Consider the following 20,795-nt stretch of genomic DNA (forward strand, 5'->3'; position numbering starts at 1 on the left):
GGAGCGGGAAACGAGATTCGAACTCGCGACCCTCGCCTTGGCAAGGCGATGCTCTACCACTGAGCTATTCCCGCATGACCGACAGTCTATGCTATCGCTAACGCTACCGGAAGTGGCGTCCCATAGGGGGTTCGAACCCCTGTTCCCGCCGTGAAAGGGCGGTGTCCTGGACCACTAGACGAATGGGACGCATGTTTCTCGCCTCAACGAGGTGGCGCGAATATTACTCAAGCCCCCCGTGACTGTCAACTCCGACCATGAACGCCCGGGGGGATGGAAATTCCCGCCAGCGACAGTGTCTGATGGAAGGACCTGTCGAGCCCCTGAAGAAACGCCCGAACCGAAAGGAAAAGGAGAAGAGGCCATGCGCAAAAAGGTCGAGAAGAGCGACGTCGAGTGGCGTGCCCAGTTGACCCCGGAGCAGTACCGCGTCACCCGGGAAAAAGGCACCGAGCGCCCCTTCAGCGGCAACTATCGCGTCAGCGACGAACACGGCATCTACCACTGCATCTGCTGTCACGCCCCGCTGTTCGAGAACGAGCACAAGTACGACGCCGGCTGCGGCTGGCCGAGCTTCGACCGCCCACTGGGCAGCTCCGTCGTGGAAGAGCGCCCCGACGACTCCCACGGCATGCAGCGTACCGAGGTGGTGTGTGCCCACTGCGATGCCCACCTGGGCCATGTCTTTCCCGACGGGCCACCCGACACCACCGGGCTGCGCTACTGCATCAACTCGGTGGCGATCGCCTTCCACCCCGGCGAATAGCCCGGCTCCCGCTGCCCTGAGACGGCCGCCCATCTGCTATGATGGGCGGCCGTCACGCTTTTGGCAGGAGAGACGTAATGCTCGGCTGGTACCCGGGACACATGAACAAGGCGCGCCGCCAGATCAAGGAGGCACTGCCCGAGATCGACGTGGCGATCGAGGTGCTCGACGCCCGCCTTCCCTACTCCAGCGCCAACCCCATGCTGGCCGAGCTGAACCGCCACACGCCGGTGCTCAAGATCCTCTCGCGGGCCGATCTCGCCGACCCCGAGCGCACCCGCGAGTGGGTCGCCCACTTCGATGCCCAGCCCGACACGCGGGCACTGGCCGTGACCACTACCCAGGCCCGCGAGCTAAAGCGCATCCCCCGGCTGTGTCACGACCTGGCCGGGCAAGTGCGCGCCGACCGCGACGTGCGAGTGATGGTCATGGGCATTCCCAACGTCGGCAAGTCGACCCTGATCAACGGCCTGGCCGGCAAGGCCATCGCCAAGACCGGCAACGAACCGGCGGTGACCAAGCGCCAGCAGAAGGTGCGCATCGCCGGTCGCGTGGCGCTGGTCGACACCCCCGGCGTGCTGTGGCCGAAGATCGAGGACCAGGCCAGCGCCTATCGCCTGGCGGCGAGCGGCGCCATCCGCGACACGGCCATCGACTACGTCGACGTTGCCGTGGTCACCGCCGCCGAGCTGGCCCGGCGCTACCCCGAGGCCCTCCAGGCGCGCTACAAGCTCAAGGCCCTGCCCGCCTACGCGCCCCACCCCGAGGCCGAGCGCGTCGAGGCCGACGGCCCCGAGCGCCCCGACCTACTGGCGCTGGCCGGCTTCGACGGCCATGCGATACTCGCCGAGATCGCCAGCAAGCGCGGCGGCCTGCGCGCGGGCGGCGAAGTCGACCTGCACCGCGGCGCCGAGGTGCTGCTCCACGAACTGCGCCACGGCAAGCTGGGGCGGCTGACGCTGGAAACACCGGCGGACATCCCCGCCCCCGCGGCCGAGAGCGGCGAGAATGTCGCCGGCAGCGACGCCTCGGCCTGACACGACCCGCGCCCCAGCGGGCGCCACTGGACACCACAGACTTTCGGAATCGCCATGGACACGCCCTCCCTGTTCAGGAAATCACACAAGCTCGACAACGTCTGCTACGACATCCGCGGCCCCGTGCTCGAGCACGCCAAGCGGCTGGAGGACGAAGGCCAGCGCATCTTGAAGCTCAACATCGGCAACCCCGCGCCGTTCGGCTTCGAGGCCCCGGAGGAGATTCTCCAGGACGTGATGCGCAACCTGCCTACCGCCCAGGGCTACTGCGACTCCAAGGGGCTCTACTCGGCACGCAAGGCCATCATGCAGGAGTGCCAGCGCAAGGCGATCCCCGGCGTGGGCGTCGAGGATATCTACATCGGCAACGGTGTTTCCGAGCTGATCGTGATGGCCTTCCAGGCGCTGCTCAACGACGGCGACGAGGTGCTGATCCCGGCACCCGACTACCCGCTGTGGACCGCCGCCGCCAACCTCTCGGGCGGTCGCCCCGTGCACTACCGCTGCGACGAGCAGGCCGACTGGGCGCCCGACCCCGCGGATATTCGTTCCAAGATCACCGGCCACACCCGCGCCATCGTCATCATCAACCCCAACAACCCCACCGGGGCCGTCTATCCGCCCGAGGTCATCCGCGAGCTGCTGGCCATCGCCCGCGAGCACGACCTGGTGGTGTTCTCCGACGAAATCTACGACAAGATCCTCTACGACGGCACCGAGCACGTCTCCACCGGGGCCCTGGCCGACGAGGACCAGCTGGTGGTGACCCTCAACGGGCTCTCCAAGAGCTACCGCTGCGCCGGTTTCCGCTCCGGCTGGATGATCCTCTCCGGCCAGGTGGCCATGCAGCGCGCCAGCGACTTCATCCAGGGCATCACCATGCTCGCCTCCATGCGCCTGTGCGCCAACGTACCGGCCCAGCACGCCATCCAGACGGCGCTGGGCGGCTACCAGTCGATCAACGACCTGATCCTGCCCGGCGGGCGCCTGCTGGCCCAGCGCGACATCACCCATGAAAAGCTCAACGCCATCCCCGGCGTCTCCAGCGTGAAAGCCAAGGGCGCGCTCTACGCCTTCCCCAGGCTCGATCCCAAGGTGTTCAACATACGCGACGACCAGCAGCTGGTGCTCGACCTGCTGCTGCAGGAGAAGATCCTGCTGGTCCAGGGCACCGCCTTCAACTGGCCGGAACCGGACCACGTTCGCATCGTCACCCTGCCCTGGGCCGACCAGCTCGGCGACGCGCTCGACCGCTTCGCGCGCTTTCTGTCGCGCTACCGTCAGTGAGGCCGGTATGATCGGCTGGACCTGGCGCCGGAGCGCTTGAAACCCGGCGCCCAAGACCGTATCTAAGCATCAGCTTTTTTGCGCCGTGACCGGCGCGGCCCCACGACGATCGACGGAGAGATCCCGACATGATGCGAATCCTGCTCTTCCTGGCCACCAACCTGGCAGTACTGGTGGTGGCCAGCATCACCCTGCGCCTGCTGGGGGTGGACAGCTACCTCAGCGACCAGGGCCTCAACTTCCAGAGCCTGCTGATCTTCTGCTTCATCTTCGGCATGGCCGGCTCGATGATCTCGCTATTCATCTCCAAGTGGATGGCCAAGCGCTCCACCGGCACGGTGATCATCGAGCAGCCGTCGAATGCCACCGAAAAGTGGCTGCTCGACACCGTCGCCGAGCTGGCCCGCGACGCCGGCATCAAGACCCCGGAAGTGGGTATCTTCCCCGCCCAGCAGTCCAACGCCTTCGCCACCGGCTGGAACAAGGACGACGCCCTGGTAGCGGTGTCCGCCGGCCTGCTCAACCGCATGAAGCCGGAAGAGGTGCGCGCCGTGCTCGCCCACGAGATCGGCCACGTGGCCAATGGCGACATGGTCACCCTGGCGCTGATCCAGGGCGTGGTGAACACTTTCGTGATGTTCTTCGCCCGCGTGGTCGCCCACCTGGTCGACCAGTTCCTGCGTTCGCGCAGCGACGGCGAGGGCGGACTCGGCTTCATGGGCTACTTCGCGGTGGTGATCGTCGCCGAGATCGTCTTCGGCATCATCGCCTCGGCCATCGTCGCCTGGTTCTCGCGCTTCCGCGAGTACCGCGCCGATGCCGCCGGCGCCAAGCTCGCCGGCTCCGGCGCCATGATCAACGCCCTGGCGCGCCTCAAGGCGGAGGTGGAGATGCCCGACCAGATGCCGGACACCCTGCGTGCCATGGCCATCACCAAGGGCCAGACCGCCTCGCTGATGGAGCGGCTGTTCGCCAGTCACCCACCGCTGGATGATCGGATTCGGGCATTGAAGGAAGCGGCTTATCGTTGAGCTGCCAATCCGCCTAGCGCAAACAGCACGGGCCCGCCAATGGCGGGCCCGTGCTGTTTTGGCCTTGACGAACCGCGGCTCAAGTCACCCGGAAGCCCGCGCCGGCCAGCAGCGGCGCGAGGTCGTCGGCCCCCTCCCCCACTTCCACCCTGAGCGTGGCGAACTCGCGGCGCAGCGGGTAGTTCGCCCGGCAGGCGTCGAAGCCGCGGGCGATTCCCTGGCGGTGCTGTTCGCGCAGCAGGCTGTCATGGTCGCGGCGCACGTCGTAGACGGCCCGCGCACAGAGCGCGAGCGCCGCCTCGGGCGCGAGCCCTCCTTCCAGGCGCAGCCCCGACACCGCCGGAGTGGGCAGCAACGCGCCCAGGGCCCGCCGAGCCGGCAGCCCCACCGCCTCGCACAGCGCGCGGTAGACCTGGTAGGTGCCGCGCAGCTTGCCGTCGAGGCTGTGGCCGGCAATGTGCGGCGTGGCGATGGTCGCCAGGTCGCGCAGGGCCGGGTCGATGGCCGGCTCGCCCTCCCAGACATCGAGCACCGCCGAGATGTCGCCCGGCCCGGCCAGGCGGCCGCGCAGCGCCTGGCCGTCCACGCAGTCGCCGCGCCCGGCATTGAGCAGCAGCGTGCCCGGTGCCAGCTCGGCGAGGCGCCGGGCACCGAGCAGGTGGCGGGTGGCGTGGGGGCCGTCGCGCACCAGGGGGGTATGCAGGCAAAGCACGTCGCAGGCATCGATCAGGGCGTCGAGGTCGTGAAAGCCAGCCGTGCCCTCTCGCTCGGCACGCGGCGGGTCGCAGGCCAGGCACTCGACGCCCAGGGCGGCGAGCCGCGCCTGGAGCCGCCCGCCCACGTTGCCGACGCCGACAATGCCCACGCGCCGATCGGCCAGCCGCCAGCCGTAGCGTTCGCCCAGCGTCAGCAGACACGTGAGCACGTAGTCCACCACCGCCTCGGCGTTGCACCCCGGCGCGCTGGAAAACGCTATCCCCTGACGGGCCAGCGCCGCCTCGTCGACATGGTCGGTACCGATGGTGCAGGTGCCCACGAAGCGCAGCCGACTGCCCGCCACCAGCGCCTCGTCGACGCGGGTGATGGAGCGAACCACCAGAGCATCGGCCTCGCGCACCGCGGCGGCATCGATCTCGCGACCGGGCAGGCGGACCACCTCGCCCACCTCCCCGAAGCAGGTCTCGGCCGCGGGTACGTTGGCGTCGACGACAATGCGCATGCTCACTCCCATTCGAGTTCCTGGAGAACCACCGCCGGGATGGGGGCATTCGACCAGACGCCCGTGAGCCCGACCTTGTGGATCGCCTGCTGCGGTTTCAGAAAGAGGAAGACGTTCACCGCCTCCTCGGCCAGATGGCGCTGCGCCTCGCCCAGCAGGGCATGGCGAGCCTCCGGCTCCTGGGCGGCCTCGATCTGCGTCCAGAGCGCCTGGAAACGCGGATCGCGGTAGTTGAAGTAGTAGTCGTCCCGGGCGTAGATATCGATGTCCATGGGCTCGACATGAGCCACGATGGTCAGGTCGTACTCCCGGTCGTTGAACACCTGCTCGAGCCATTGCGGCCAACTGACCCGCTGCAGCGCCACCTCGATGCCCACCGCCTCGAGATCGGAGGCGATGTAGAGGCTGGAGAGTTCGGCATACTGGGTCGGCGGCACCGTGAGGGTCAGCGACAGGCCCTCGGCATGGCCGGCGTCGGCCAATAGCTCCCGCGCCCGCTGCGGGTCGTGGGGGTAGCGGTCGGCGAGGTCGACGTAGGCCGGATGGCCAGGCGAGAAGTGGCTGCCGATCAGCGGCGGCGTGATGGCAGGGTAGATCTCGAGCAGCGCCTCGCGGTTCACGGCGTGAGCGAGCGCACGGCGCACGCGACGATCCGCGAAGGGCTCGCGGGCGTGATTGACGGCCATGATCACCTCGCCCTCGCTGAAGCCGTCGAGGATGCGGTAGTCGGCGCGATGGGAGAGGGCCAGGTGCGAGGTGAGGCTGCTGGCGTCAGGGTAGAGGTCGATCAATCCCTCGGCGAGCCCGCCCTCCAGCTCCAGCCGATTGCTGGTATACGTGAAGGTCGCGCGCTCGATGGCCGGCGCCTCGCCCCAGTACTCCGCAAACGCCGCCAGCGCCACGCCCTCGCCGCGCTCCCAGCCCTGGAACGCATAGGGGCCGGTGCCCACCGGCCGGCTGGCGTTGGTGGGCTCGCTGGCGGGGTGCACCATCACCGCCGCGGAGAGCCCCAGGCGAAACGGCAGCAGGCTGTCGGGGCGCGACAGGTGCAGCACGAGGCTGTGCGAGCCAGCCACCTCCACCTCACGGATCGCCTGGTAGAGCAGCCGCTGCGGGTTGCCGGCCGCTTCGCTGAGCAGCCGGCGTAAGCTGTAAGCCGCCACCTCGGCATCGAACCGTTGGCCATCGTGGAAGCGCACCCCCTGGCGCAGCCAGAAGCGGTACTTGAGGCCATCCTCGCTGACCTCCCAGCGCTGCGCCAGGGCCGGGCGCACCTTGCCGTGGCGGTCGATGCGCGTCAGCCCCTGGAAGACATTGCGGTGCGTCGTCTCGGCCGTGGTGGCCGAGGCCGTGCGTGTGGGGTCCAGGTGCGGCGGCTCGAGCTGCAGGTCGACCCTTAGGCTCTGCTGGGCCACCGCCAATGCGGGCACCGCCATCAGCAGGGCCAGCCCCCATGCCGCCATCACGCTGCTTCGCTTAGCCATCGCCTCCTCCCTCGCTGTCCGACTGGCGTAGCGGTCGCACCACCACGCGGTTGCGCCCGCGCCGCTTGGCCTCGTAGAGCGCCTCGTCCGCCGCCTTGAGGCACAGGCTGAAGGCCGCTGCAGGAATCTTCTGCGCCACCCCGAAGCTTGCCGTCACCCGCAGACTCACTCCGTCGACGACGATGGCGCTGCGCGCCAGGCGACGGCGCGTGGCCTCGAGCAGTGGCTCGAGCGCCGCCGCCGAGTACCCGGGAACCAGCGCCACGAACTCCTCACCACCGTAGCGCGCCAGCAGCGCCGCCTCCGGAAGCCCCTCGTCCAGCAGCTCGGCCACCCGGCAGATCACCTGGTCGCCAGCAGCGTGGCCATGGGTGTCGTTGATGCGCTTGAAGTGGTCGATGTCGACCATCACCACGCTGTAGAGGTTCTCCTGCAGCTCCGCCTGGCGCGCGTCGAGGGCGCGCTCGAAATGGTGGCGGTTGTACAGATGGGTCAGGGCATCGTGGCTGGCCAGGAAGTCGAGCTCGCGGTTCATGGCCAGGATGCGTCGTTCGTTGTCGCTGATATCGTGCATGTAGCGCTGCATGGAGCGCGCCATGCGGGCGATCTCGTCGCGACCACTGACGTCGAGCTCCTCCGGGGCGGGGCGCTGGCGACTGATCGCCCGGTGCAGCTGCAGCACGCGACGCACCACCGAGCGATTGACATAGAGCACCGTCACCAGCAGCACCAGCATGGCCACCCCGGCGAAGGCGGCCAGCACGCGCTCGCGCCGGCGAATCTCCTCGTTGAGCCGTTCCACCGAGGTGTCCAGTTGCGAGCGGATATGGTTGACGTGGAATCCCACCGCCACGCCGAGCTCCATGGACAGCGTGCGGTTGATGCGGACCTGCTCGGCGATGCGCTCCTCGAGGTGGTGCAGGCGCAGAATGCCATCCGCATCGTGCAGTCCGCGACTGACGCGCTGCGCCTGGGTGTCGATGCGCTGCTGCACCAGGGTGTCCAGCGCCCGCAAATTGTCGACCAGCTGCTCGAGCGTCTCGTCGAGTTCCCCGAAGGTGCCCTGGGTGGCGGGCGAGGCCTCCAGCTCCACCACCAGCTCGCGAATCCACGCCTCGCGGTCGCCGATCTCGAACATGGCCTGGCGGCGGCTGAAGTGATCGTCGGCGAGCAGCAGCAGGGCACCGCTGCCCACCATGCTCTCGCTTTGCTGCTTCAAGCGGCTGGCGGTCATCAGCGCCCGGGTCGACTCGCTGGACAGGCGCGACAGCGCCTGGCGGTACTCGCCGAACGACAGCAGCGCCACGCCGATGGTCGACAGGATCACCAGCGTCAACAGCGCCGTCAGGACCGCGAGCCTGGCGGTCAGACCGAATCCCTCTCTCATGTCACATCCTGTGCCCGATGCGTGGCCCTCGCCACACACCCGCCTGGCAAGGTAACCGTGCCGCGCTTGTCCGGCAGCGCGAGTGCTTTACAATACTCCCTCTTTTTCTATCGGCCGCCATGGCGGCGACTTGATGGCCACAGCCGGGAGCAAGCGTGATCGTCCGCTGGGAAAGTGACCATGACTACGTGCTGGTGCATGTCCACCAGGACATGTTCGGCGACTGGATCTTCAGCCGCGCCTGGGGCCAGATCGGCACCCAGTTCGGGGGGCTGAAGCATCAGCTGGCCGACGATCACGCCCAGGCAATGATGTGGCTCGGCGACGAGGCCACCATCCAGGCCTCGCGCGGCTTCCGCAAGGTGCTGGAAGCCGACGACCACAGCCCCGAAGGGCGCGAGGCGGTGGGCCAGCTCTCGCTGCTCGACGACGCCTGAGCCGAGACTCAGCCCAGGTAACGCCGCCCCTGGCGCATGACGGCGCCGCGTGGCGCAGCGCGCGCCACTTCCTCGGCGCCCTCTCCCCCGGCTTCTTCCAGGCGAGCCCAGGCCGCCTCGTCCAGTCGGCCGCGCGCCGCCAGCCAGGCGGCCAGCCGTGGCGGCTCGAAGCCGCGATCGAGCTCCTCCCCCGCCGCATCCACCAGCACCGGAATGCGTACCCCGTAGCGCTCGACCAGCGCCGCGTCCTCGCTGATCTCCACCCTGTCCAGCCGATACGCCCCGCGATGCAGCCTGGCCAGCAGCGCCTCGAGCTGCTCGCAGAGATGGCAGCCCAGGGTGGTGTAGAGAGTCAGGCGATTCATTCGGCCTCCGGGTGGCGAATCAGGAACACATGGTGCAGGTCGGGGTTGCGGGTGAAATCCGGATCGAATGTCCGCGCCGAGATATCCTCCACCGCGTAGCGTTCGGCGAGGCCGGCATTGAGGCGGAAGCGACGCTGATTGTTGGAGAACACCAGGGTGCCGCCGGGCGCCAGACGCGCCATGGCCAGGTCGACAAGGCGGACGTGATCGCGCTGCACGTCCAGGGTGCCCTCCATCTTCTTGGAGTTGGAGAAGGTGGGCGGGTCGAGGAAAATCAGGTCGAACTCGGCACGCGCCGTCTCCAGCCAGCGCAGGCAGTCGTCGCGCACCACCCGGTGGCGCGCCGGGTCGAGCTTGTTGAGGGCGAAGTTGTCCCGCGCCCACTCCAGATAGGTGTTGGAGAGGTCGACGCTGACGCTGTCACTGGCGCCCCCCGCCGTCTCGCTGCCCAGCGCCGCCTGCACCGTGGCCGTCCCCGTATAACAGAAGAGGTTGAGGAAGCGCTTGCCCGCGGCCATCTCGCCGAGCAGGCGCCGTACCGGCCGGTGGTCGAGGAAGAGCCCGGTGTCCAGGTAGTCGTGCAGGTTGACCCACAGCCGGGCGCGCCCCTCGTTCACCACGAAGCGCTCGCCGCGCTCGGCCTGCTTGCGGTACTGGGCCCGGCCGCTCTGGCGCTCGCGGCGCTTGACCACGAGGCGCGACGGGTCGACCTCGAGCACCTCGGGAATCACCGCCAGGGCATCGAACAACCGCTTCTGCGCCTGGGCCGGGTTGACCGAGCGCGGCGGCGCGTACTCCTGCACGTGCACGCGGTCGCCGTAGACGTCGATGGCCATGGCGTACTCCGGCATGTCGGCGTCATAGAGGCGGTAGCACGCCTCGCCGGAACGACGCAGCCACTTGGCGAGCCGCTTGCGGTTCTTGACCAAGCGATTGGCGAACATCCGGGCCCCTTCGCCGTGTGGCGACTGTGCGACCTCGGCAGTCGCCGGATCGTGCCCCTCCGCCACCGCGGGCACGTCCATCAGCAGCAGCTTGGCCTCCAGGGGGCCGTTGCGCAGCGCGTACTGCTTGTCGGCGCGCAGGCCGATGCGATGCCCCAGATCCGGGTTGGCGGTGAACACCGCCAGACGCCAGCCGGGGAAGGCGCGCCGCACGGCCTCCCCCAGCTCGGCGTAGAGGCTGACCAGCTCGGGCAGCTCGCCGAGCCGCTCGCCGTAGGGCGGGTTGGTGATCACCAGCCCCTGCGCATCCCGCTCGAGCGATTCCGGCCGCCGCAGCTCGCCGAGCGAGGCCCCGTGGAACTCGATCAAGGCGGGAATGCCGGCGCGCATGGCGTTGGCCCTGGCCGCGGCGAGCGCCGGCGGACTCTGGTCGAAGCCGAACAGGCGCGCCCGGCAGCGCTTGCGCCCGATGCGCGCTCGCGCCTCGGCCTCGCGCTTGAGCTCGCGCCACACCCCCGGGTCGTGGCCCGCCCAGCCGTGGAAACCGAAGCGCTCCCGGTGCAGGTTGGGCGCCATGTCGGCGGCCATCAGTGCGCCCTCGATGAGCAGGGTGCCGGCCCCGCACAGGGGGTCGACCAGCGCCTCGCCATCGCGCGCGCGTGCCGGCCAGCCGGCGCGGATCAGCAGCGCCGCGGCCAGGTTCTCCTTGAGCGGGGCGTGGCCCACCTCGCGCCGGTAACCGCGGCGGTGCAGGCTCTCGCCGGCGAGATCCACCCCCAGCGTCAACCGACCGCGATGCAGGTGGGCATAGAGGCGCAGATCGGGCTGCTGGAGCTCCACCCGGGGGCGCGGCTGGCCGGCCAGCTGCAGGGCATCGACCACGCCGTCCTTGACGGTCTGCGCGCCGAAGCGGGTGTGGCGGATCTGCTCGCTGCGGCCATGGAAGTCCACCGCCAGGGTGGCGCCGGAGCGCAGGTGCTGCGTCCAATCGACGCCAGCCACGACCGCGCGCAGCGCCTCGGGGCGCTCGATGCCCTCCTCGCGAACGAGACACCGCACGATGCGGTTGGCCAGCCGCGACCACAGGCAGGCGCGATAGGCGCCCGCCAGGTCGGCGCGGAAGTGCACGCCGGCCACGGTGGTCTTGAACGGCTCGCCGCCCAGGGTGCGCAACTCGTCGGCCAGCAACTCCTCGAGCCCGCGGGGACAGGTCGCCAGGAAGGCAGGGTGCTGCGTGTCAAACTCGGTCATGACGCTCCCGCCGGCCGTTGGGGCCGGTGATGTCTGCATTGTTACAATTCGACACCGATCTTATGACAAAAGATGGGTCGACAATCGGCTCCATGATGCGCTATGACTGACAACAGTAGCTACTATCACAACGCATGCGTTCTGTCCGCGGGCCCTGAGCCCGCCCCCACTCGCTCGGCCGTTGCCCACGGCCCTGGAGCGGTGGCACGACGGGCCACACCTTAAGGTGCGGCCCAACCAGGTACCTTTCAAAGAGGTCATCCGATGAAAAGACAGAAACGTGATCGGTTTCAGCGCGCCTATCTGCATGGCTACAAAGCGGGTATCACGGGGCGCTCCCGCGACGACTGTCCCAGTCAGGATGTCAATGTACGCGAATACTGGATGAGCGGTTGGCGTGAAGGCCGTGGGGATCAGTGGGCCGGCATGACCGGCGTCTCCGGCATTCACAAGAACCCCATGGTCATTTGACCTTCCACCCTCGTTACACCCAATCGATTGTCCCCTGCCGTCGCCAAGGCGGCGGCCAACAGCCAAGCCCGTGACTGCGGTCACGGGCTTTCTTCGTTTCGCGACGTCGCCGGGGGCGGCGTTGGCGCCTCCCTCGGCTCGCGTCCAGGCAGGGCCTTGAGCCCCCGCGCGCACTCCGCCACCAGCGCCGGGCCTCGGTAGATGAATCCCGAATAGAGCTGCACCAGGTCGGCGCCGGCCTCGCGCTTGGCCACCGCGGCTTCGCCACTGTCGACGCCGCCCACCCCGATGATCGGCAGCTCGGACAAGTGACGACGCAACTCGCGCACCACCGCATTGGAGGCCGCGAACACCGGGCGGCCGGAGAGCCCGCCCGCCTCCTCGGCGTGGGGCAACCCGGCCACCGCGTCGCGCGACACCGTGGTGTTGGTGGCGATCACCGCATCGATGCCGTTGGCGGCGATGCTGCGTGCCACCAGCGCGACCTCCTCGGCGCTCATGTCCGGGGCGATCTTCACCGCCAGGGGCACCCGCCGCCCGCTCTCACGGTCGAGCCGGCTGCCGGCCTCGCGCAGCTTGCCCAGCAGTGCATCCAGGTGCTCACCGAACTGCAGCTCGCGCAGCCCGGGGGTGTTGGGCGAGGAGATGTTGACGGTCACGTAGTGGGCGTGAGCGTGCACCTTCTCGAGGCACAGCAGGTAGTCGTCGACGGCACGTTCCACCGGCGTGGTCAGGTTCTTGCCGATGTTGATGCCGATCACGCCATCATAGCGGCTCGCCTTGACCCGCTCGACCAGGTGGTCCACCCCGGCGTTGTTGAAGCCCATGCGATTGATGATGGCCCCCACCTCGGGCAGGCGAAACAGGCGCGGCCGTGGGTTGCCGGGCTGAGGACGGGGCGTCACCGTACCCACCTCGACGAAGCCGAAGCCCAGCGCACCCAGGGCGTCCAGGTGGTCGGCGTTCTTGTCGAGCCCGGCGGCCAGTCCCACCCGGTTGGGAAAGCGCAGCCCCATCAGTTCCACCGGGTCGGCGACCCGCTCGCCGGCCAGGCGCGAGGCCAGACCCAGCCGCGTCGCCGCATCGAGGGCACGCAGCGCCACCCCGTGGGCGGTCTCGGCGTCGAGGCGGAACAGCAGCGAGCGGGCAAGGGCGTACATGGGCATCTCCGGGCAGCAACGAGCGGCCAGGAGTATACCAGCCCTGTCCGCCCGTCACGACGCTACCCTCGGCTCACCCCTCGCCGTTGCTCTCGGCCAGGTCCACCAGCTCGCGAACGGCCACGGCAAACAGCGGAAAACCGCCCTGGCCACCCCCGCGCACCTCGCTGACCAACCGGCACCAGCGTTCGTGCAGGTGGCGGTGCTGGTCGAGCCAGTGGGCGACCCGCTCGTCGGGTTCGCGGCCGCCATCCTCGGCCTTGAGCACGCTGACGGTGAGTGCCAGCTGCTGGCGGTCGATATCGTCGCGGAAGGTCTCCCGCGCCTGGGCCTGCCAGCTGTCGCGCACCTTGAGGTCGGTGACCTGCTGGAGCATCCACGGCAGCTCGAGGCGATGGCCGACCTCGAAGAATACCTCAGCCACCCGCTGCGGCTTCTCGTCGGACTGTCGCGCCGCCTGAATGATGCCCAGCGCGCCGTAGAGATTGCCGGCGGCGGCCACCGTGGCGGCCAGCCCCTCGGGCACACCGGCGGCGAGCAGTTCTTCGCGGCGGACCTCCCACCGGCTGTGTTCCTCGCCGCGCAGCAGCTCGCCGATGCCCTCCTGGAGCTGGGCCACGCGCGGGGCGAAATACTCGATCGCATCGCGGGTGGAGAGGCCCAGTCGCTGGCGCAGGAACCAGCGGGTGGCGCGCCGAATCAGGCGCATCAGGTCGAGCATCATGGCGTACTGCACCTGGCTCGGCACCTGGTTGTCCAGCGCCTCGATCTGCTCCCAGGTGGTGGACAGCTGGAAGCTGTCGCGGGCCACGATGTAGGCGCGGGCGATCTCCGAGCGCTCCGCGCCGGTGGAGTCGATCAGGCGTCGCACGAAGACGATGCCCATGTGGTCGACCAGGTCGTTGGCCACCTGGGTGGTGACGATCTCGCGCTTCAGGCGGTGGTCATACATCTCGTTGCGGAAACGCTTGACCAGCACCGGCGGGAAAATGCGCTCCAGGTACTGCTGGATATAGGGATCGTCAGGCACGTCGGAGGCCAGCACCTCGCCCTTGAGCACGCTCTTGGCGTAGGAAATCAGCACCGAGAGCTCGGGCAGCGTCATGCCCTGGTCGTTGTTCACCCGCTCGTGGAGGTCCTCGTCGGAGGGCAGGAACTCCAGCTCGCGGTCGATCTGGCCGGCCGCCTCCAGTTCGCTGATGAAGCGGCGGTAGGGGCCGATGCCCACCCGCGAGAGGATCTCCGAGAGATCCAGCGCCTGGGTTTGGCGATAGTTATCGCGAATCACCAGCGCCGAGACCTCGTCTGTCATCTCGGCGAGCAGTTGGTTGCGCTGCTTCTCGGTCATGTCGCCGCGCTTGACCACCTCGTCGATGAGGATCTTGATGTTGACCTCGTGGTCGGAGCAGTTCACCCCGCCGGCATTGTCGATGAAATCGGTGTTGACGCGGATGCCCCTGGCGGCAGCCTCCATGCGGCCGCGCTGGGTCAGGCCCAGGTTGCCGCCCTCGCCCACCACGCGGCAATTGAGGTCGCGGCCATTGATGCGCAGGGCGTCGTTGGCCTTGTCGCCCACCTCGGTATCCGTCTCGTCGCTGCCCTTGACGTAGGTACCGATCCCCCCGTTCCAGACCAGGTCGACCGGCGCCTTGAGCAAGGCGCGGATCAGCTCGTTGGGCGCGAGCTTGTCCTCCTGGATGCCGAAGACCTTCTTCATCGGCTTGGAGATGGGGATCGACTTGGCGCTGCGCTTGAACACCCCGCCGCCGGCGGAGATGAGGCTGGTGTCGAAGTCCTCCCAGGACGAGCTCGGCGCGGTGAACAGGCGCTGGCGCTCGGCGTAGGTGGCCGCCGCGTCGGGCTCGGGATCGACGAAGATGTGCAGGTGGTTGAAGGCCGCCACCAGACGGATCTGGTCGGAGAGCAGCATGCCGTTGCCGAAGACGTCGCCGGCCATGTCGCCGATGCCGAGCACCGTGAAGGGCTCGCGCTGGGTATCCAGGCCCAGGCCACGGAAATGGCGCTTGACCGACTCCCAGGCACCCTTGGCAGTGATGCCCATCTTCTTGTGGTCGTAGCCGTTGGCCCCGCCCGAAGCGAAGGCATCGCCCAGCCAGTGGCCGTACTCCGCGGAGATCTCGTTGGCGATGTCGGAGAAGGTCGCCGTGCCCTTGTCGGCGGCCACCACCAGGTAGGGGTCGTTGTCGTCGTGGCGCACCACGTCGCGCGGGGGCACCACCTCGCCGCCCACCAGGTTGTCGGTGACATCGAGCAGCGCGCGGATGAAGGTCTTGTAGCAGGCGATGCCCTCCTCCTGGAGGGCCTTGCGGTCGCCTCCCTCGGGCAGGCGCTTGCACACGAAGCCGCCCTTGGCGCCCACCGGCACGATGACGGCGTTCTTGACCTGCTGTGCCTTGACCAGCCCCAGCACCTCGGTGCGGAAGTCCTCGTGGCGGTCGGACCAGCGCAGTCCGCCGCGCGCCACCTTGCCGCCGCGGAGGTGCACGCCCTCAACCCGCGGCGAGCAGACGAATATCTCGTACACCGGCCGCGGGCGCGGCATGTTGGTGACCCGGCTGGGGTCCAGCTTGAAGGCGATGTAGTCCTTGATGCGCCCCTCGGGGGTGGCCTGGTAGTAGTTGGTGCGCAGGGTCGCCAGCATCAGCTCCATGTAGCGGCGCAGCAGCTGGTCGTCGTTGAGACTCGCCACGTCATCCAGGAGGCGGACGATGCGCTCTACGCTGGCATCGATGGCCTCCGGCTCGCCCTGCTGCTGCGGATGGAAACGCAGCTCGAAGAGGCGCACCAGCTCGCGGGTGATCTCGGGGTGGTTGGCCAGGGTGGTGGCGATGTAGTCCTGGGACATGCCGAAGCGGATCTGCTTCAGGTAGCGGGCATAGCCGCGCAGCACCGCCACCTCGCGCCAGTCGAGGTTGGCCATGATCACCAGGCGGTTGAAGGCGTCGTTGTCGGCTTCGCCGGCCCAAATGCGCTGGAAGGCCTCGATGAAGGGCTCGCGCATCGCCTGCAGGCTGACCTCGACGCTGGTGTGGTGCTCCAGATCGAAGTCGTGGATCCAGTAGCCGGCCTCCGGGGTGTCGATCTCGTAGGGGCGCTCGCCGATCACGCGCAGGCCCAGGTTCTCCATCATCGGCAGCACGTCGGAGAGCGGGATCGGCCGATCGCGATGGAACAGCTTCAGGTTGACCCCGCTGCTCTCCTCTTCCACGAGACGGTAGAGCGACAGCGAAAGGGCCTTGCCCTCATCCAGCGAAACCAGGTGGTGGACGTCGAACACCGCCGTGCGAGCGCCGAAGTCCTCCCGGTAGCTGGCCGGGAAGGCGTTGCGGAAGCGATCCATCAGGTGGTTGGCCTGCTCCTCGCCGTAGCCCTCCACCATGGCCTCCTGCAACTCGTCGCGCCAGTTGCGCGCCAGGCGCGCCACCTTGGCCTCAATGCGCTTGATGTCGAACTCCACCGGCGCCTCGCGATTGAAGCGCAGGATGAACTGGATGCGCGCCAGCACTGACTCCGACAGGTAGGTATTGAAGTCCCCGAAGGTGGCATCCAACTCTTCACAGAGCAGGTCTTGGATGCGCAGACGCAGGTCCGTGGAGAAGACATCGCGCGGCACGAAGACCAGGCAGGAGTGGAACCGCCCGGAATGGTCGGTGCGCACGAACAGCCGCACCCGGCGCCGCTCGCGGATGTCGAGAATCCCCAGCGCCGTGCGCGCCAGTTCCTGGATGTCGATCTGGAAGAGGTCGTCGCGGGGGTAGACCTCGAGGATCTGCAGCAGCTGCTTGCCGTTGTGCCCCTTGGGATTGAAGCCGGCGATGTCCATGACCGCCTGGAGCTTGCGCCGCAGCAGCGGGATGTTGCGCGGCGACTCGTTGTAGACGGTGGCCGTGAACAGCCCCAGGAAACGCCGCTCGCCGACCACCCGGCCATGCTCGTCGTAGCGATCCACCGAGATGTAGTCGGGGTAGGTAGGGCGGTGCACCCGGGCGTGGTGGGCGCTCTTGGCGAACGACAGCAGCTGCGGCACCAGCACGAAGCGGCCGCCCTCGATGCCCAGCTCGGTACGGATGCGCTCGCGATAGCGCGGCTGGTCGAGACGGAAGACCCCGAGCTCGCTGCCGGCGACCTTCTCCAGGCGGTCACCGTCGCCGTCCGACTCGATGGTGAACTCGTCGTAGCCCAGGAAGGTGAAGTTGTCGCGGACCAACCACTCGAGAAAGGCAATCGCCTCGTCGTGGTCCGCCGGGTCGACCTGTTCCGGACAGCCCGCCTTGAGCTCCTCCACTGCGGCCCGGACCCGTTCGCACATGGCGTGGTAGTCGCCCACGGCGGTACGCACGTCCTGCAGCACCTCGTGGAGCCCGGCCTCGATCTCCTCGAGGAAGCGCGCATCGGAGTGTCGGTCGATCTCGATGACGATCAGCGACTCGCGGGCCTCCGGCGCCGTCTCGTCGCTCGGCGAGGTGACGCGCTTGAGGTCGTGCTTGGCACTGCGCTCCACGGCGAGCACCGAGTTGTGGATGGCGTGCACGGTGAGCCCGCGCCGATTGAGCTCGAGGCGCACCGAATCCACCAGAAAGGCCATGTCCGGGTGCAAGACCGCCACGAAGGTGTGGGTTGACTGCCAGCCGTGCTCCTCGAAATCGGGGTTGAAGACCCGCACCTTGGGCTTGGCGGGGTTGTGGTACTGGATGAAGTGCCAGACCGAGAGCGTGGCGCCGTAGAGGTCGTCGAGTCGCCGATCGGCGAGATCCTCCAGGGGCACCGTGGCATAGAAGTAGCGCGCGAAGGCATCCACCGCCTCGACACGCGCCGGCTCGAGCCCACTCTCGAACCGCTCGCGAAGCTGGTCGAGAATGTCCTGCCTGTCCGCTTCGATCGTCTCGTAATGCATCCCTCACCTCGGCTGCCACGGGCCACCGACGGCGGCCCCGGAAAATGTTCAGCGGCCCTCGACCGCTGACGCGAGCTTACGCCAGGCCCCGCACGCAACCCACCGACTTGCCGGTCTTTTCATGGTGCATGTCGCTTGCGCATCGCCATCGGCGGCGCGGCCGCTTGACTTTTCCGGCGGCAGCGAGGCCGCTCAGGACTCGCGCCTTTCCAGCAGTACGCCGCACTCGCAGTGGCCGGTCCAGGGAAACTGGTCGAAGAGCGCCAGACGCGCGACGTCATGGGTTCGGCTCAGAGTCTCCAGGTTGCGCTCCAACGTCGCGGGGTTGCATGAAATATAGACGATACGCCGATACTCGCTCAGCTGACGGCAGCTGGCCTCGTCGAGCCCGGCGCGCGGCGGGTCGACCAGCACGGTGGAGAAGTCGTGGTCCTCCAGCGCCATGGCTGCCACCCGGCGGCCGCCCTTCTCCCCCTTGAGCGCCACGGCGAACTCCTCGGCGGACATGCGCGCCACATGGACGTTGCCGATGCCGTTGGCCGCGAGGTTGGCCCGGGCGCTGGCCACCGAGACCCGCGAGATCTCCGTGGCCACCACGCGCCGGAAATTCTCGGCCAGCGCCACGGTGAAATTGCCGTTGCCGCAGTAGAGCTCCACCAGGTCGCCGTCGCCGCTGTCGCGCGTCGCATCCCGCGCCCAGGCGAGCATCGACCGACACACCTCGGCGTTGGGCTGGGTGAAGCTGTTCTCCACCTGCTGGTAGTGGAAGGTATGCCCCTCCACCTCGAGCCGCTCCCAGACGTGATCCCGGGAGAGCACCAGGCGCTGCTTGCGGGCCCGCCCGATGACCTCGATGCCCAGGCGCGCCTGCAGACAGCGCGCTTCCGCCTCCCAGGCCTCATCCAGACGGCGGTGGTAGATCAGGGTGACCAGCGCCTCGCCGGACAAGGTGGTGAGAAACTCCACCTGAAAGAGCTTGCGACGCAGTACGGGGCTTTCCAGCAGCACCTCGCGCAGGCGCGGCATCAGGGTATTGATGCGCCGGCTCGCCACCGGGTAGTCGTCCAGGCGCACCACGCGCTTCTGTTGGGGGTCGTCGGGATCGCCCTCGGAGCCTGTCGTCTCGAACATGGCGTAGAACAGGTCGTCGCCTTCATGCCACAAGCGGAACTCGCAGCGCTGCCGAAAGTGGATCGGCGGCGAAGGGAAGACTTCCAGCTCGGGGGGCGAGAAACGCGCGAACAGGCGCTGAATGCGCTCGCGCTTGGCAGCGAGCTGGTCGGCATAGCGGGACGGGTCGACAACGGGAACGGACACGGCATCTCCTGGCAGGGGAAAGCAATCAGAGGGCGAAAACGGGATGGCGGAAAGCGCTCAGCCGAGGGGCAGCAGGCGCGGCTCGGCGAACTGGAAGCGGGCCAGCGCCCGGGCCAGGCGCGCATCGGGTGCGGTGGCCAGGCTCGGGTCGAGGCCGCGACGCGGGTCGGGGTCGCTCACCACCTGGCCGGTACGGCGGGCGATGGCCGCACTGGAGTCGACCAGGGTGACCGGCCAGGGAGACGCCGCGGCGAGCGCGTCGCGCAGCAACGGAAAGTGCGTGCAGCCGAGCACCACGGTGTCCAGTGTCGGGACCTGCCACAGCGGCGCCAACGCCGCCCGGATGGCAGCCTCATCCACCGCGTCCCCCGACACGTGCCGCTCGGCCTCGGCCACCAGGCCGTCGGCCGCCACGCGCGACACCCGGCAATCGCTGGCGAACTCGCGGATCAGTCGCTCGGTGTAGGGGCGCCCCACGGTGGCGGTGGTCGCGAGCAGGCCGATATGGCGGCTGCGGCTCAGCCGGGCGGCCGGCTTGATGGCGGGCACCGTGCCCACCACCGGCACGGCCAGGCGGTCCCGCAGCGCATCCAGGGCCAGGGTGCTGGCCGTGTTGCAGGCCACCACCAACGCCGCGCAGCCGCTCGCCGCCACGGCCGCCTCGCACACCGCCAGGATGCGCGCGACCAGCCAGGCGTCGGGGCGGGTGCCGTAGGGCAGCATGGCATTGTCGCAGGCGTAAGCCAGTGCCGCACCGGGCAGCTGGCGGCGCAGCTCGGCGACCACCGAGAGGCCACCGACACCGGAGTCGAAGATCAGGATCGGGCCGGGCATGCAGCGGTGCGAGTCATTCCGTTGAAGCGTCCCTGCCGGCTGGGCCGGCAGGGACGGGGCGAGAGGTCAATCATGCGGCAGGGCTCCGCGGTGGCGAGGCGCCCATTCTACCAGTCCTCCGCTTCACGCAAAGCCCGACGATCGGCCGCTCGTCTCAGGTCGCGGGTTCGGGCGCCTCCTTGAGTTCGGCATAGAGCTCCGGATAGGCCTGCTGGAGCCGTTCCAGCTCGGCCGCGGCACCCTCCGGCAGTGCCTCGGCGAGGCGGTCCAGATCCTCATCGTCGAAGTGTTCCCGGATCAGCGGAAACAGCAGCTCGCGCTCATCCCGCAGGTAGGCGCGGTGGGCGTCGAGGTAGGCCCTGAGATCATCGGCGAAGCGATCCATGGGCACCACGGCATCCATGAGGATCATGTCGAGATCGTTGGAGAGCCGCTTGAGCTGGCGCCGCAGCGCCTGGTAATCCTGGCTGAGTCGGTCCGTCAGATCCCGGCAGCCCGGCTCCTTGGCCTGCAGACGCTCGGCCAGGACACGCTCCAGCGGCTGGGTGAACCCCTCCATGTAGTCGAGAATGTAATCGACCACCTCCCGTACCAGCTGGAAGTTGGGGCGCTCACCGGCAGACAGGGTCTTCTGCTTGAGCTGAAGGACGTGCAACATGCGCGCCATGTTGGCATGATCCTGGCGCAGCTGGGTCAGCATGGGCATGTCGAAGCCTCCTCTACCTGCGGATGGACGGCATATCATCTTGGAGTCACGTAACGCGGGGCGGGTTCAGTGCCGGTTCTCGCCCGGCCCGATGTGGGACGCTGTATCAAGCTAGTGCCTTTGCGCCGACTCCGCCTATCGCCAAATGTCATATAGACAAAGCGGAAACGCAACATTCAACGCT

16 protein-coding genes and 2 tRNA genes are annotated in these 20,795 nt (G+C 68.3%); 6 read left to right on the plus strand and 12 right to left on the minus strand.

The features are described 5' to 3' along the window. Nucleotides 1-2: 2 nt before the first annotated feature. Nucleotides 3-74 (minus strand) — tRNA-Gly (locus FEF15_RS08965). 39 nt (nt 75-113) lie between these two features. Further along, a tRNA-Glu gene (locus tag FEF15_RS08970) sits at nt 114-189 on the minus strand. A gap of 175 nt (nt 190-364) precedes the next feature. Between FEF15_RS08970 and msrB the strand changes: the two genes are divergently transcribed. The 4 genes from msrB to htpX all read left to right on the plus strand — a co-directional run bounded on the left by msrB (nt 365) and on the right by htpX (nt 4,121). After that, nucleotides 365-766 (plus strand): peptide-methionine (R)-S-oxide reductase MsrB, encoded by a 402-nt coding sequence (msrB, locus tag FEF15_RS08975; RefSeq protein ID WP_163558821.1) that lies wholly within the window; start codon nt 365-367, stop codon nt 764-766. Nucleotides 767-843: 77 nt separating this feature from the next. Further along, complete coding sequence (ylqF, locus tag FEF15_RS08980; RefSeq protein WP_163558822.1) at nt 844-1,803, plus strand: ribosome biogenesis GTPase YlqF; 960 nt, start codon at nt 844-846, stop codon at nt 1,801-1,803. 54 nt (nt 1,804-1,857) lie between these two features. Further along, a complete protein-coding gene (locus FEF15_RS08985) occupies nt 1,858-3,090 on the plus strand; it encodes a pyridoxal phosphate-dependent aminotransferase (RefSeq protein WP_163558823.1) in 1,233 nt (410 codons plus the stop codon). 128 nt (nt 3,091-3,218) lie between these two features. Next, complete coding sequence (gene htpX / locus FEF15_RS08990) at nt 3,219-4,121, plus strand: protease HtpX (protein ID WP_163558824.1); 903 nt, start codon at nt 3,219-3,221, stop codon at nt 4,119-4,121. A 79-nt stretch (nt 4,122-4,200) separates the two neighbouring features. Here the strand turns inward: htpX and pdxB are convergent, their stop codons facing one another. The 3 genes from pdxB to FEF15_RS09005 are packed head-to-tail and all read right to left on the minus strand — an operon-like array spanning nt 4,201 to nt 8,211. Then, nucleotides 4,201-5,340, minus strand: a complete 1,140-nt coding sequence (pdxB, locus tag FEF15_RS08995; protein ID WP_163558825.1) for a 4-phosphoerythronate dehydrogenase PdxB — start codon at nt 5,338-5,340, stop codon at nt 4,201-4,203. Between the two features lie 2 nt (nt 5,341-5,342). Beyond that, the gene (locus FEF15_RS09000; protein ID WP_163558826.1) at nt 5,343-6,824 is read right to left on the minus strand and encodes an ABC transporter substrate-binding protein; all 1,482 of its coding nucleotides are present in this window, start codon (nt 6,822-6,824) and stop codon (nt 5,343-5,345) included. Then, the gene (locus FEF15_RS09005; protein ID WP_163558827.1) at nt 6,817-8,211 is read right to left on the minus strand and encodes a GGDEF domain-containing protein; all 1,395 of its coding nucleotides are present in this window, start codon (nt 8,209-8,211) and stop codon (nt 6,817-6,819) included. Before FEF15_RS09005 ends, FEF15_RS09000 begins: the two co-directional genes overlap by 8 nt. A gap of 155 nt (nt 8,212-8,366) precedes the next feature. Here FEF15_RS09005 and FEF15_RS09010 point away from each other — a divergent pair, with 155 nt between their 5' ends. Continuing rightward, complete coding sequence (locus tag FEF15_RS09010) at nt 8,367-8,648, plus strand: hypothetical protein (RefSeq protein WP_163558828.1); 282 nt, start codon at nt 8,367-8,369, stop codon at nt 8,646-8,648. A gap of 8 nt (nt 8,649-8,656) precedes the next feature. On the opposite strand, the gene FEF15_RS09015 is transcribed toward FEF15_RS09010, so the two are convergent. Beyond that, nucleotides 8,657-9,013, minus strand: coding sequence for a glutaredoxin family protein (locus tag FEF15_RS09015; protein ID WP_163558829.1), 357 nt, complete (start codon nt 9,011-9,013; stop codon nt 8,657-8,659). After that, complete coding sequence (gene rlmKL / locus FEF15_RS09020; RefSeq protein ID WP_163558830.1) at nt 9,010-11,208, minus strand: bifunctional 23S rRNA (guanine(2069)-N(7))-methyltransferase RlmK/23S rRNA (guanine(2445)-N(2))-methyltransferase RlmL; 2,199 nt, start codon at nt 11,206-11,208, stop codon at nt 9,010-9,012. Before rlmKL ends, FEF15_RS09015 begins: the two co-directional genes overlap by 4 nt. 264 nt (nt 11,209-11,472) lie before the next feature. Here rlmKL and rmf point away from each other — a divergent pair, with 264 nt between their 5' ends. Further along, the gene (gene rmf / locus FEF15_RS09025) at nt 11,473-11,679 is read left to right on the plus strand and encodes a ribosome modulation factor (RefSeq protein WP_163558831.1); all 207 of its coding nucleotides are present in this window, start codon (nt 11,473-11,475) and stop codon (nt 11,677-11,679) included. An 80-nt stretch (nt 11,680-11,759) separates the two neighbouring features. Here rmf and FEF15_RS09030 read toward each other — a convergent pair whose 3' ends face one another. From FEF15_RS09030 to FEF15_RS09050, 5 genes are all read right to left on the minus strand, one after another. Beyond that, nucleotides 11,760-12,839, minus strand: coding sequence for a quinone-dependent dihydroorotate dehydrogenase (locus tag FEF15_RS09030; RefSeq protein ID WP_163558832.1), 1,080 nt, complete (start codon nt 12,837-12,839; stop codon nt 11,760-11,762). 73 nt (nt 12,840-12,912) lie between these two features. Beyond that, a complete protein-coding gene (locus FEF15_RS09035; protein WP_163558833.1) occupies nt 12,913-17,754 on the minus strand; it encodes an NAD-glutamate dehydrogenase in 4,842 nt (1,613 codons plus the stop codon). Between the two features lie 192 nt (nt 17,755-17,946). Further along, nucleotides 17,947-19,071 carry a tRNA (uridine(54)-C5)-methyltransferase TrmA gene (gene trmA, locus FEF15_RS09040; protein ID WP_163558834.1) on the minus strand — a complete coding sequence of 375 codons (1,125 nt, stop codon included), beginning with the start codon at nt 19,069-19,071 and terminating at the stop codon, nt 17,947-17,949. A 57-nt stretch (nt 19,072-19,128) separates the two neighbouring features. Beyond that, entirely contained in the window at nt 19,129-19,905 is a 777-nt protein-coding gene (murI, locus tag FEF15_RS09045) for a glutamate racemase (RefSeq protein ID WP_163558835.1), read from the minus strand. Nucleotides 19,906-20,059: 154 nt separating this feature from the next. Beyond that, entirely contained in the window at nt 20,060-20,605 is a 546-nt protein-coding gene (locus tag FEF15_RS09050; protein ID WP_163558916.1) for a hemerythrin domain-containing protein, read from the minus strand. Nucleotides 20,606-20,795 lie beyond the last annotated feature (190 nt).

Origin of the sequence: Halomonas sp. NO4, from assembly GCF_010994375.1 — a bacterium.
GTDB lineage: Bacteria > Pseudomonadota > Gammaproteobacteria > Pseudomonadales > Halomonadaceae > Halomonas.